Here is a 13,865-nt window from a genome sequence, read left to right on the forward strand (position 1 = left end):
CGGCCAGCACGGTTATTAGTTCTCCCCTGGCAATGCCCTGCTGCTTGAGAAAATCATTGGTTACGTTGTCGGCGGTCAGGTCAACTACCCGGCCTCGTTTGCCCGCGGTTAACTGGGCCAAGCCACATGTTTGACGCTGATAATCCTCTGAAGCGAGTTCTGGGATGTCCAGGTATGCGGCCAACCGGTCGGCCAATTCGTCGGGCGTAACGTGCTCAAAGCGGCAGGCCATTTCGTCGGCCGCTTGCGGCTCAATGCCCAATTTTTGCCCAAAAAAATTTGCCCATAACCGCCGGCAGCGCAGCACCCGCCGGGCCAGGGTCTCGCCCGGCGTGGTGAGGGTCACACCCTTGTAGGGTTCGTATTGGACCAAACCTTTGTCGGTCAATTTCCGGCACATCTCGTGGGCCGACACCGGCGAAATGGCCAACTCCTGAGCCAATTGGGGAATAGGCACGGGCTGGTCATCTGCTTGCAACAGGGCCACCCGGAGCAGGTACATCTCAATGCTCTCGCTCATTGTTTCTTCGCCAAAGTTATGGTGAGCCATAACAATTCGTCTCCAATTTATAGGGTATACCTTATCATAATTAATACCACCAGGCAAATTTTTATACCAGTGATGAATGTCATCATAAAATTGGACGAATGTCACATTAAGTTTTAAGCAAGGTTAAGTGGAATGATAATTGGGGGTTAAATTGGGGTAACTAAAAAATACATAGGCCAAACCAATTGTTAGTATTGATGCGTTGTCACCCCAACTGGAGCAGTTGATTACGGTTACGAACGCCATTGGTAAATTACTATCTGAATAGAGATATACCTGGTCGGCTAGATAGGATATAAAACCATATCCATTGGCAACAAAAAATGAGGCTATCGCCAGGAGATAGCCTCATTGATCATTTTTTGGAAATAGAACTATTTGACTGGGGTAACTATGGTCACAGGATAGCCAGATTCTGTAGCCGGTTCCACAACCTCTGGCTCCACTAATGTGGCCGGGAAAAAGGTAGGCTGCGTACTAGTCTGCCAGGTGGCGCTCCAGGACCACGGGCCACCACTAACAACGCCACAACCGGGTATGCTAAAATTGCTCAGTCCACAGGTCCCACTTGCGGTCTTGGACGAATTAAACATGCCGGAGGCATAGTATGAACCAGTAAAGGAGAAATGATTGTTGGTTATGGGATCCAAGACGGTGCGGTAGATAGAGTAACTACCACAGCCTGATACCGAAAAGTAGGTTTTGAATTGGGCTACATTTGCGCTGTCTGTAGTTACGTAAAAATCATTTTTCCCAGGATCACTCCAAAATCCTGGCTGGGCCGCTGTCATAGATGGTGACTTGAGGATGAGAGGTAAGTAGAGGTAGTTGGTTTCGGGTCCGCTCGAAGGAACATCCAGGTAGAGCCGCCCATAGCCAAATATCGTATCCTTGTCTGGACTGCCCATGTCAATGGCGTGATCTTCCAGGAAGGATTGCAATTGAGCGGGGGTATAAGTGGGGTTAGCGTCCAAAACCAGGGCAGCCGCGCCGGCAACGTGCGGAGTAGCCGCCGAGGTACCATCAAACCCACCGGCCCCATAACTTTCCGTGGATACGTTGGCGTAGCCGGAGATGTCGGGCTTGATAGAACCACCTGTCTCGGCTCCACCCGGGCCGTTGGTGGGGCCTTCAGAACTGTAAGATTCCTGTGGATAGGGAGACGTGACATCCAAGGCAGCCACAGTCATGGCATTCGGTGCGTCAGCCAGGTTGGACAGGCTGCGGGCATACAAAAGCTCGTCCAGGCGCGCGACCTTTGGCGCAAATATTTCAAAGTTGACGTTCCAGGTACTGCTCCAACGTTCAACGACAAAGCCATAAGGGGCTGATGAACCGGTGGTAATGCCAATAACATACTCTGTCGGGCTTTGGCCAACGCCGCCATTTTGGTTATTCGTACTGGAAGCAATAGTGGCCCAATTACTCCCGTTCCAACGCAATAAATATAGGTCGTAATCTTGGTTGACACTCGTCCAATCATTCCAACGAAGGAAAACTCTGATGATATATCCCGAAGGGATAGAATAGGCAGAACCGTCCCCAGAGCCAAAGTAATTGACTTCTTGGGTACCGTTGAAGTTGTGGTAATCATCGCTATCCGGGTCGTTGTAGAGTCCCCCCCAATGGGCTTCGCGGTCGTTGCTGGCAGCGGTGGTCCACAGAATACCGTTGTTGCGCGCCTGGGTTACCAGGTTAGTAAATTCGCCGGTGCCATCACCCGGCGTTAAATTATACCAGCCCAGAGAAGTGGAAATGATGTCCACCCCCTGACCGATCAGATAGGTAACCGCTTCTTGCAGGTCCAGATTGGTGGCAATCTTCACCAGGTAAAGTTGGGCACCAGGAGCCATATCATGGACGACTTCAGCGCAGGCAGTGCCATGTTCAGTGGTGGTGCCAACTTGAGCATCAGTCTCACCATCAACAAAATTCCTGACGGTGACAGAAGCAGGCAAATCTGTGCTGAGTAACCCTGTGTAACCGATGAAACCGCCGTCTACGATGCCGACCTTAACTCCGGTGCCGGTATAACCGGCCGCATGCCAGGCCGTGGCGTTAATGTCGTCCAAGGCTTCGGTGGTTGAGCTACCTACTTTCAGATTTTCTAGGAGAACAGCCTCCACCGGCCGGCGGATGTAATAAACATCCGATTGGGCGGCAACAGTTTCCAGAGCGCTCACCGGCAGCCAGCCTTGAATCAGGGAGGTTTCATTGCTAACACCGGTCACTGTCCCTCCGGCTTCGGTAAGCGCCTGAAGCACATTCTCCAGGCCGGAAGGGTGAGTAATGATTTGAACGTGTACCTGACTGTCAGATACCCTCAATGATTCAGCCCCGGCTCGAGAGAGGGCCTCTGTAGTAGAAAGATTGGCTCCCACCGCTACGTTTGCCAGGGCCGAATCAAGTTTGGGATGTTTTGAGACCTGCTTGCTGGCGGTCAAATCAACTGGCATAAACTGAGCTTCAGGGGGAAGACTTATGGTTTCAAAAACAACCTTATCCTGTTGAAGAGGCAGTGGGGGTTCGGTATGGTCAGTATCCTCCGGGAGAGGGGGAGCTGCCCTACTGTTTGAACTACTGCTCAGGATCAAAACCGGAACCAATAAAAAAAACAATCCCCATATCAATCCTGACCGACTAATAACCTTTGATATTTTATTTTTGTTCATTATTTTCCCTCCACGTAAAAACTTAAGCAATGGCTACTCTTCTTGCTGATACGGGATACGCAAGACCAAAGGTCAATGTCACTGTGGCAGGGCCTGAACAGGTAGACGGATTGCCACCACTCCATCAGTACGGGCTAAATCACAGATTTGATCAATAGGTACAAAAGCCTGAACCTGCATGCCGACCTGTGTACCAAGTTCCACGGCAAAAGGCTCTAAAAAACTTGTATCTTCACGATCCAAAATCAATAATACTTGAAGCTTATTGCCTTTCATTTTCAGTTGCAATTGTTCAGCCAAACTCAAGGGATCAGGGGCATGGATAATCTGGGACAACATGCTTTCCACGCCAGGACAGTTATCCTTTTCGACTGGCGCAGGGTTATCGGATAGCAACTGATCTTCAGGCTTAATCTCTATTGTGTCAAAAACCAATGTTGGGGATACCCTCTGCCCGGAAATCTCGGGCGTTGGCGTTACATTTTGTTCCCGATTCTGATCTGACACTTGTTCAGCATCAGTAATAAACAAACTTTTTTCAGGCTCGATTCCACAAGCGCCCACCATGGTCAGGAACAACACAAACGTTGTCAGCAGACAAAACCCCTGAATATTGAATTTTGATAAATTCATTTTGAAACTCGTCAAATTGATAAGGTATATGCTACTAAAATCCCAGTCTATCACCCTCTTCTTAAACACCTCTAAAAACTTTCTTAAAAGCTTCTTAAAACCAAAACCGTCAAACTAGCTTTTTTTCAAACCGGTAGCCAAGGCCATATTCAGTGAGCAAATACTCCGGCTGTTGCGGGTTTTCTTCCAATTTTTGCCGGAGATGGTGGATGTAAACATGCACATAATCAACATTGTTTCGATATTCCCAACCCCAAACATGGTCCAGAATTTGGTCAATTGTCAGCAGTTGGCCGGCATTTTGAAACAGGTATGTCAATAAGCGATATTCTTTGGCGCTTAATTTAACCGGTTCACCGCGCACAAACACCCGGCCTTGCCTAGGTTCGATCTTTAAATAACCATCACTATAAGTGCTCACTTTCTCTGGACTGGCCGGCAGCGCCGCCCGGTGCAAAATGGCTTGCGCGCGAACCAACAAAATATCAGGGTTAAAGGGCTTGGTCACATAATCGTCAGCGCCGCAGTCAAAACCGTGAATTATTTCTTTCTTCTCTCCCAAAGCAGTCAGGATAATCACAGGTACATCTGAGGATTCACGGATGAGGCGACAAATTTCAAAACCATTTATATGGGGCATCATAATATCAAGAATAACCAGGTCGGGACAGTGCAGATAGAATTGTTGTAACCCCTTGGCGCCACTATCTGCCGTGTAGACCAGCGCGCCTTGTAAGCAAAAAACCTGCTTGATCAACTCTAGTAACAGAGTATCATCATCAATAATCAAAATTTTTTTGCCACGTATATTATCTAAACTACTTTTCGGATTCATGAGTGATTATCGTGGGGTCAGGCCTACAAAACCGCTGTCTCAGACAGCGTACTACAAAAAGACTCATACAACCTATCATCTATCTCTCATATTCCTCCCAAGCCAGTGAAGATTTACTCCACCCCTACCCCCAAGCCGATTGGATATTGGCAACTCACCTGTATTGATTGGCCTACGGGGGGCGGATCGGGGGTTTGAGTTAAAACAATACCAAGCAAATTGGTATTGCCGCCCACAGAAACAGGGGTGGTGACAACGTTGGTAAAGTTAAGGCTCTGCAAGCGGGCCAGGGCCGGGGTTTGGGGCAGGTCAAGCACGCTCTCGTAAGCGCAACTGCCGGCCAGGGGGGTGAGAGGCAGGTCGGCCAAATTGTAGACACGAGAATCGGTTTGCGGGGAAGTGAAAGAGAGAGGCTGGTATCCCTCGGCCGTAATGTTCAACTGCAAAAAACCGCTGTCGCGGGCCTGCCCGTTCAGCGAGAATTCGCCGTTGGCCCCGGTCAGGGTTTCCAGGTAAACGGCCTCATCCCCCAAAAAGGCCTTGACCACCGCCTGGGGAATAGGTTGGGTTGTGCCAATTTCAACTACCCGGCCAAAAATAACCCAACTGACCGGCGGAGCCTGTTGGGGGGCCAGTTCGATGATGGGGAAATCGTAAACCCGGGGCCAGGCCGGCCCGGCCGTGATGGTTTCGGCCGTGTATCCCGGCGCAACAATCGTCAAAATCAGGTTGCCCTCATCACGGGCATGGGCCGCAATGGAAAAGTAACCGTTGCCGTCGGTGATGGCGCTGCGATAAGTGCCGTCATTGCCCAATCTTGCTTCAACAGATGCGCCCGCAACGGGCCGCGCCGTGCTTGTTGCGTTGACCACCCGGCCGGTAATCGTCCAATTGACCAGGGGAGGGGCAGACGGCGTGCGGGTGGGGGTGGGCGTTGGGATTACGGAAGGAGTGGGAGTAGGCGGAGCCGGGGCCCAGGGGACCTGCTCAACGTATTTGGCAATGGTATAATCGGCGTAAATCCAGCCCTGTCTGTTGGGGCTGTTGGCAAAGGGAATGAGCCACCACAGGGCGCCATTAGCAGCCGCTTGTTTGCCGATCACGTCAACCACAAGGCCGTTGTTGTAGCCTCCCAACAAGGGATAGACCGGGCCAGGCCCGCTTCTAACGTATAAAAAACCGTCGGGGCTGTTGATGATGGCGTGAGGCCGGGGGAGGGGAGTAGGGGTCACAAAAACGGGCGTGGGCGTGGGCGGGGCCGTGATCCAGGGAACATTGGCCACATTTTGGGCCTGGGTGTAATTGGCGTAAACCCAACCCTGGCCGTAAGGCCCGGCCGGGAAAACAATGAGCCACCACAACGCCCCGTCAGCCGCATACTGCCGGCCCAATACGTTCACGGCTGTGCCGTTGCGGTAGGCGCCCAACGGCGGGTTGTAGGCCAAACCGGGACCGCTTCTGACATTGACAAAACCGGTCGGGCTGCTGATAACGGCCCGGGGAGTAGGCGGGGGAGTTGGAGTAGAAGGAGGGATTGGGGTTGGGGTGACCGCGGCCGGTTGAGGCGTGGCGCTGGGGGTAAAGCCGGGAGCCGTAGCCGAAGGCGTTAAAGTTTCAGCCGCGGCGGGCGTGAGCGAAGCGGGGGCCGGCGACCCCGCAGGCGGCGCGGCGGTGGCGGTGTCCAAAAACAAGGTGGGGGTGGGGCCGGGCGGGGAGGAAAACAGGCTCCAACCCACCCAAAATAAAACCAACAGCAGCAGGCAAACGGTTAAAAGCCCTATAATTATCCACACTATATTTCGTTGCATTAACCTGCCCTCCGGTAAAGCCGATATTGTTTGATGTACTCACCCACACTCCGGGGTACCTGGTAACAAATACTTTGCCCCGCCCGGACCCTGGCCCGAATTTCCGAAGCTTCCAGGCCCAGGGCCGGCATCGTCACCCAATCCAGGCGGCTGCTCAAACCGGGGATACGTTCCTCCAGGCCGGCCAGGTCAGGCTGATAGCCGGGTCGCCGGCCGACCGCCAACCGGCAGAGTTTTATCAATTCTGCGACCTGGTGCCACTGGGGCAAACTCAGCAATGAATCGCTGCCAATGATAAAAAAACATTCGTCGGCCGAAAGGTGATATTGGTTGCGGACAAGACGAACGGTATCGGTGGTGTAATGGGGGCCGGGCCGCTCCAGGTCAACCAGGCTCAACTCAAAATGGGGATTAGGGGCTATGGCCAACTCAACCATAGCCCGGCGATGCGAGGCCGGCGTTTTAAACACGCCTTGTTTCAGGGGCGACTCGCCCGCCGGGGCAAACAAAACGCGTGGCAACTCTAAGGCCTCGCGAGCGGTTTCGGCCAGTAATAAGTGCCCCAGGTGAATAGGGTCAAACGTGCCGCCTAGAATTCCCAATTTCATAACAAAGTAGCAAAGTAGCAGGTAACAAAGTAGCAAAGTAGCAGGTAACAAAGTAGCAGGTAGCAAAATTACTCTGATGTTTCCTTGTTACCCTGTTACTCTGTTACTCTGTTACTCTGTTACCCTATCTTACCACACCCATTCCAATTCCACATCGTGCAAAAACACGGTGTCGCCGGGTTCCACGCCGGCTTCGCGCAGGGCTTCGTGGACGCCCATTTTTTCCAGAATTTGGTAGACGCGCATCACGGCCTCGTCTATATCCCAAAAAGTTTGGCGGGCAAGTTGTTCAATCCGGGGGCCGGTGACCTGCCAGCCGTTAGCCAGTTGGTGAATTTCAAAATAATCGCCGCTCTGATCCAAAGTAAAAACAGGGACCTCTTCCTCAAAAAGAGGCTCGCGGGGCAGTTGAGCCAATCGCTCAAACAGAGCCGCCACCAACGTTCGCACGCCCTCGCCGGTTGCGGCCGAAATTTTAAAAGCCGGTAAATCCAAATCGCGGGCGCGGGCCTGCACGGCCGGCCACTGCGCCTGGGCCGAAGGCAGGTCTATTTTGTTCAACACCACAAGCTGCGGTTTTTGGGCCAGGGTTTGGCTAAAAAGAGCCAGTTCTTGATTGATCTGGTCAAAATTGGCCAGGGGATCGGGCAAAGCGCCATCGAGCAAATGAACCAGCAACCGGCTGCGTTCAACATGGCGCAAAAATTGGTGGCCTAGACCGGCTCCGGCGTGCGCGCCCTCAATGAGGCCGGGGATGTCGGCCATCACCAGGTCGCGGTCGTCTAGCACCACCACGCCCAAATTGGGCTGCAAGGTAGTAAAGGGATAAGGGGCAATTTTGGGCCGGGCCGCGCTCACCGCCGCCAGCAGGGTGCTTTTGCCGGCGTTGGGCATGCCCACCAGGCCCACATCGGCAATCAACTTGAGTTCCAGGTTTAGCCAGCGTTCCTCGCCGGGCAGGCCCCGCTCGGCGATTTTGGGGGCCTGGTTAGTGGAGCTTTTGAAGGCGGTATTGCCCCGGCCTCCCTGGCCGCCGCGAGCCACAACAGCCTGCTGGTCCGGCCTGGTCAGATCGGCCAGGAGTTGGCCGGTATCGGCGTCGCGCGCTACCGTGCCGGGCGGCACGGAAACAAACACATCCTGGCCGTCGGCCCCGGTCATATTTTTGCCGCCGCCGTGGGCGCCGCGCTCGGCTTTAAAGTGGCTGCGCTTCTTGAAGTGGATCAGGGTATTGAGTTGGGGGTCAACGGCCAAAACCACGTCGCCCCCTTTGCCGCCGTGGCCGCCGGAGGGTCCGCCGCGCGGCACATATTTCTCCCGGCGAAAGGCCACTGCCCCGTTGCCGCCGTCACCGGCTTTAACATGAATTTTGGCTTCGTCAAAAAACATTGTCGCCTACCTAACCGCTCCGGTTATATGGTCAAACACGCCTCTACGGCCAGGCCGGCCAGTTTTTCTCTGACAGACCGGCGTTTGACCCAATCCCGATGGTCCCAGGCTTCGCCGTCCAGGTTGTCGCCGCCGTAGAGAATTTGACCAATTTGCACTCCGCGAAATTGGGCCACCGCAAACACCTACATCCGTTCCGGGGCGTTCATGCCCATCAGGCGCAGGGTGTTAGCCAGGGTAATTTGGGCCGCTTTGACCAGTTTGAGCCGGGCCGCGGTCAAGGCGGCGTTGTCGCTGACCACCCGGCAATCCCGGTAAAAGGCGTGGAAAGCAGAGGCCAGTTCCTGGGCATAGTAGGTGAGGTGATGCGGCGAAAAGGTTTGCGCGGCCAGGGCCACCACCTCCCGCAGCCGCAGCATCTGCCGGATGAGTTCTAATTCCGCGGGATGGGTCAATAAAGACACCTCGCCACCCTGCATGGATGCGCCCTCTTCTTGGGCTTTGCGGAAAATGCTGGCAATGCGGGCGTGGCCGTACTGCACGTAATACACCGGGTTTTCGCTGCTTTGTTTGGTGGCCAGGGTCAGGTCCAGCTCCATCTGGCTATCGGCGGAGCGAGTGAGCAACATAAAACGAAAAGCGTCCGGGCCAATTTCGTCTACCACTTCCCGCACGGTAATAAAGTCGCCGGTTCGTTTGCTTTGCCGCACCGGCACGCCGTCGCGGGTAATAGAGACCAACTGGTAAAGAATAATGATCACCCTCTCGGGGTCCAGCCCCAGGGATTTAGCCACATTCTTCAGCCGCTTAACGTGGCCGTGATGGTCCGCGCCCCATACATAAACGGCCCACTCAAAGCCGCGTTTGACCAATTTATCCCACACGTAGGCAATATCCGAGGCAAAATAGGTGGGGCGGCCGTCGGAACGGATAATCACGTTTTCTTTGTTGTCTTCGTCCTCGCTTTTGAGCCAGACGGCGCCGTCACGCTCCACGATCATATTTTTGGCGCTGAGTTTGTTAAAAGCCAGGCCATAGGCGCCGTCATCGTACAAACTTTTCTCCGAAAACCAGCAGTCAAACTGCACGCCTATCAGGGCCAGGTCTTCTTTAATACCGGCGACTATTTTTTCAAGGGCGTATTGCCGCATAAAGGCCAGCGCCGCGTCACGTTCAACGCGCAGGTATTTAGGGCCAAATTCCTGAGCGGCTTGTTGGCCCAGTTCAACCAGGTATTCTCCCCGGTACTCTTCGGGGTCGGGTTCATCTTCGCCCAGGGTCTGAGCGTAACGGGCGTACATGGCCCGGCCCATATTGTTCACCTGGGTGCCCACATCGTTAATGTAAAACTCCCGCTGTACGGCGTAACCGGCCGCCTCCAACACGTTGGCCAGGGTGTCGCCCAACACCGCGTTTCGCCCGGAGCCAACCACCAGGGGGCCGGTGGGGTTGCAACTGACGTACTCAACCTGAACGCGCTTGTCCCGGCCCAGGTTGACCCGGCCAAAACTGTCGCCCTCGGCCAGAACGGTTTCCACCTGTTGGGCCAACCAGGTTTCGGCCAAACGGATATTGATGAAACCGGGATGAGCCACTGTGACCCGGCCAATGTAAGCCGCCGGGGCCAACCGCTTGATGATTTTTTCGGCAATCTGCGCCGGGGCCATGCGTGCGTAGCGAGCCAGGCTCAGGGCGATGGGCGTAGCGTAGTCGCCGTGCGTGGGGTCTTTGGGCCGTTCAATCACAATTTCGGGAAGGTCAAATTTGGGCAGGTCGCCTTTTTTCTGCGCCTTTTTGATGGCGGCGGCAATGAGCTGCGTGATGTCGTTGACAATCAATTTTGTCACCTCGGGGGATAGTATTGGAAAACATATTATACCACAAAGCGTGAAACGTGAAACGTTGCCGGTGGGACTGCAAATGAGAAATGAGAGATTAGAAATAAGTTAGGCCATCTTCTACTTTGTCGTTTCAACGTTCAAATTTAACCGCCGGTGAGCGCTCAACGAGAGCCGGCCGGTTTGGATAGCTTCATGGATGGAAGCCTCTACCGCTTCCGGGGCCAAGATGCCGTGGAATGCGCCACAAAGTTCATGATCGCTAAAGGGAGCCACGTCGCCGGGGGCGGCGGTGAGCAGCAAAGCCAGGCCCTGGGAGGTGAGCAAGCCGTCCAGGTCAGTCACAACGGCCAGAATAGCCTCCAGAGGATTGGCGATTTTGGCTTCCTGCGGCTCAACTTCAGACGCCGGTCCGGTTATTTGCAATTTGCCACAGGTGATATGTGTTTTATCACCCGTGATATGTGTTTTATCACCCGTGATATGTGTTTTATCACCCGCCATTTGTGATCTATCGCTCACAATCGAAGGTTCCCCTTCGGCCAGAGTTTCAGCAATAAGGGCTAAAACAGCTTCTCCGTACTGCTCCAGCTTGGCCGGCCCAACGCCCAAAATACCGGCCATCTGCTCCAACGTGGCCGGTTGGCGGGCGGCAATGGCCTCCAAAACTTTATTGGAAAAAACAACGTAAGGCGGCACGCCCTGGGTTTTGGCCTGTTCAGTCCGCCAGGCGCGAAGAGCATCAAAGAGGGAGGGGTTGGGTGGCGGAGCAGGAGAGGTTTTTTTAGCGGGTTGGGCCTCCTCAACTTGTTTCAGTTCAATTGACTGAACAGGTTCAGCAGGTTTCAGGCTTTGTTCCGGCAAAATAACTTTGGGCCGGCCGCCGCCCGTGGCGATCAGTTTGCCGTCGGCAATCAGGGCGTCAATGATGTTGATCACGGCTTTCCGGGTGAGATGGGCCAGTTGGCCGTAACAGGAGTGTTGGGCAAATGTCTCTAGCCACGGTTTTTTGGAACCCGTTAGAAAATGGGCCAGGCCGGTGCGGCCCAACGCGCCGCCGAGTTTAGCCACGGCCTCAAGAATAACGGCATCCGGGGCATCCCCCCGCTTCTCGGGTTTTTCCGGCAGGTCCGCAGATTCTTCGCCGACGGCAGCCGGATGGTTTTCCGCGTCCGGCAGCATTGCATGCGCGGCCACAACACACCGGATTTGTTCATAAGCTATCGTGTCGGGCAGGATGGCCTTGAGCGGGGCCAGCCGGGTGGTATCTTCCACTTTGGCGATGGCCTTGACAATTTGCGCCTCAATTTCCGGGGGAATGACCTGCCGGAGTTCGATTTTACCGTCGCCAATCAACCGGGCCAGGTGGGTGTAAATGGTGCTTTCTTTCAGGCCGCGGGCGGCGGCAATTTGAGCCGGGGTCAGGTGCTGCCGGAATAACTCAAACGTTTCCAGCACCGTGTCGGAACGCTGGCTGCGATTTTGCCACTGCTCTATGGCCTCATCGGTCAGGCTTAGGCCGGGAATATCCAGAGGGAGGGCCGCGCGCGTTTTGAGGGCTTCCATGCCCGGCGGGGTGAGGGTTAACACCGGCAAATCGCCGCCGGAGAGACGCAAGTATCGGTTTGAGATCAAGGCGTCAATCAGGGCGATAATTTGAGCCTGGCTGAGGCCGCTGAGTTTGCCGTAGAATCTATGCCGGTCATAGCCAAATTCCCGGATGCCTTTGGCCTGCGAGCCGTTGAGGATTTGGGCCAGCCGTTTGCGGCCTACCGGGCGCTGCCGGAAACTACGCACCGTTTCCAGCACAATCAAGGGGAACCATTCCTGCGGGGTAACAGCCTTGGGCAAATCTGCAAGGCCGGCGGCGGCGTGATTATCACAGCAACGCGGCGAGCGGGGCGGAGTCACGTCGCCGAAGTAATCCAGCAAATATTTCCGGCGGCAGGTGGTCAAATAGGCATAATCAAGCATTTTGCCCAACAGGTCAAAACGAATCTGCGCTCGCCGGGCAACGGCTTTGGCCCGTTCAACCAGGGTCTTGTTAGAGGCGGGCAGCACTTTCCACCGGCCATAGCCGCCTTCATCGCCCAGGTGAACAATGACCCCGGCCAGCTCCAACTCACTGAGGGTGATCCGGATTTTGACCGGGTGCAGGCCCGTGATCTCGGCCAGTTCATGGTAGGCAAAAAAGACTTCGCCGTTGTTGGCCGCCCGCGCGAGCAGATCGCAAACCTGATGCAGGTCTTGATAAGCGGGGGTATCGCTGTTAATGAGCCACTCCTGCAAACCCTGGTCGTCGGGGGCAAAAAGCAGCACGCACTCGGCGGGCAGGCCGTCGCGCCCGGCGCGGCCGGCTTCTTGATAGTAGGCTTCCACGGTGGCGGGCATGTTGTAATGGATCACGGCCCGCACGTCGGGTTTGTCAATGCCCATGCCAAAGGCATTGGTAGCCACCACAATTTTGAGGCGGTCGGCCATAAAGTCGGTTTGCACCTGGTGGCGTATATCGCGGTCAAGCCCGGCGTGGTAGGGCCGGGCGGGAAGTTTCAGGCTATTGTGGATAAAGTCGGCCACTTCTTCGGTGTTGCGACGGGTGGCGGCATAAACAATAGCGCTGCCCTGGAGTTGGCCGAGCATACTTTGCAGGATTTGAAATTTAGTGCGGGTATCGGGCGCGCTTTTCACCCCAAAGGTGAGGTTAGGGCGGTTGAAGCCGGTGACAATGGTTTGAGCGTTTTCCAGGCCCAACAGTTTGAGAATGTCTTTTTGCACGGTGGGGGTGGCCGTGGCTGTGGTGGCCAGCAGGGTGGGTTGGCCCAGGGCCTGCCAGGTGGGGCCGATTTGCAGGTAATCGGGCCGGAAATCGTGGCCCCATTGAGAGATGCAGTGAGCTTCGTCAACCGCCAGCAGGCTGACGGTGATATTGGCCAGGGCGCGGGTGAATTGGCGGCTGCGCAATCGCTCCGGGGCAATGTAGAGCAGTTTGACGTGGCCCTCGCGCATGGCCCGCAACCGCCGGTTGACTTCATCGCCGGGCAGGGAGCTGTTGATGTAGGTGGCGGTCAGGCCGCTTTCGGTCAGGCTGTCCACCTGGTCCTTCATCAGTGAAATCAGGGGAGAAATGACCAGGGACAGGCCGGGCAAGAGCATGGCGGGCAATTGGTAGGCCAATGATTTGCCGGAGCCGGTGGGCATCACCAGCAGCGTATGTTGGCCCTTGAGCACGCGCTGAATGGCCTCTTCCTGCCCCTCGCGGAAGTGGTTAAAACCAAAATGCTGTTGTAAGGCTTGCCGGGGTAACATGGCGGACTCCTCCCTCAAAAAAAAATAACCTTACCGGCAAGTTTAGGTTAAATTTGGGGATGAGCAAATTTGTGGCAGCTATTTGCCCATAAAACCAGAACTGCCTTGTCACCACCTCTGCTCCGTGCTAAAATGAAATGGGTGTGTTTCAAATCAGTTGAAGGAGTGCAGAATTCATTCTGCCTCTGCCAAAAAGCGGAATAAATTCCGCACTCCAGGGGTAGTC

Annotated in this window: 10 protein-coding genes; all 10 read right to left on the bottom strand. The window is 54.8% G+C overall.

Features of this window, described 5'->3' with window-relative positions; translation table 11 throughout:
• Positions 1-550, bottom strand: a 550-nt coding sequence (locus tag JW953_13535) for a metal-dependent transcriptional regulator (GenBank protein MBN1993718.1), incomplete at its 3' end; no start/stop codon positions are given.
• 374 nt (positions 551-924) lie between these two features.
• Positions 925-3,006 carry a S8 family serine peptidase gene (locus JW953_13540; GenBank protein MBN1993719.1) on the bottom strand — a complete coding sequence of 694 codons (2,082 nt, stop codon included), beginning with the start codon at positions 3,004-3,006 and terminating at the stop codon, positions 925-927.
• A gap of 294 nt (positions 3,007-3,300) precedes the next feature.
• Positions 3,301-3,855: a hypothetical protein gene (locus JW953_13545; protein ID MBN1993720.1), complete on the bottom strand. Its 555-nt coding sequence runs from the start codon at positions 3,853-3,855 to the stop codon at positions 3,301-3,303.
• Between the two features lie 109 nt (positions 3,856-3,964).
• On the bottom strand, positions 3,965-4,645 hold the full coding sequence (locus JW953_13550; GenBank protein ID MBN1993721.1) for a response regulator transcription factor: 681 nt from the start codon (positions 4,643-4,645) through the stop codon (positions 3,965-3,967).
• Positions 4,646-4,803: 158 nt separating this feature from the next.
• Positions 4,804-6,498 (bottom strand): carboxypeptidase regulatory-like domain-containing protein, encoded by a 1,695-nt coding sequence (locus JW953_13555; GenBank protein ID MBN1993722.1) that lies wholly within the window; start codon positions 6,496-6,498, stop codon positions 4,804-4,806.
• A complete protein-coding gene (nadD, locus tag JW953_13560; protein ID MBN1993723.1) occupies positions 6,498-7,106 on the bottom strand; it encodes a nicotinate (nicotinamide) nucleotide adenylyltransferase in 609 nt (202 codons plus the stop codon). Before nadD ends, JW953_13555 begins: the two co-directional genes overlap by 1 nt.
• 129 nt (positions 7,107-7,235) lie before the next feature.
• Positions 7,236-8,495, bottom strand: a complete 1,260-nt coding sequence (gene obgE, locus JW953_13565; GenBank protein ID MBN1993724.1) for a GTPase ObgE — start codon at positions 8,493-8,495, stop codon at positions 7,236-7,238.
• A 23-nt stretch (positions 8,496-8,518) separates the two neighbouring features.
• The gene (locus tag JW953_13570; GenBank protein MBN1993725.1) at positions 8,519-8,671 is read right to left on the bottom strand and encodes a hypothetical protein; all 153 of its coding nucleotides are present in this window, start codon (positions 8,669-8,671) and stop codon (positions 8,519-8,521) included.
• Positions 8,672-8,680: 9 nt separating this feature from the next.
• Complete coding sequence (locus JW953_13575) at positions 8,681-10,342, bottom strand: arginine--tRNA ligase (GenBank protein ID MBN1993726.1); 1,662 nt, start codon at positions 10,340-10,342, stop codon at positions 8,681-8,683.
• Between the two features lie 111 nt (positions 10,343-10,453).
• Positions 10,454-13,639 carry a RecQ family ATP-dependent DNA helicase gene (locus JW953_13580; protein ID MBN1993727.1) on the bottom strand — a complete coding sequence of 1,062 codons (3,186 nt, stop codon included), beginning with the start codon at positions 13,637-13,639 and terminating at the stop codon, positions 10,454-10,456.
• Between the last annotated feature and the right edge of the window lie 226 nt (positions 13,640-13,865).

The sequence above is a fragment of the Anaerolineae bacterium genome (genome assembly GCA_016931895.1).
In the GTDB taxonomy this organism is placed as follows: domain Bacteria; phylum Chloroflexota; class Anaerolineae; order 4572-78; family J111; genus JAFGNV01.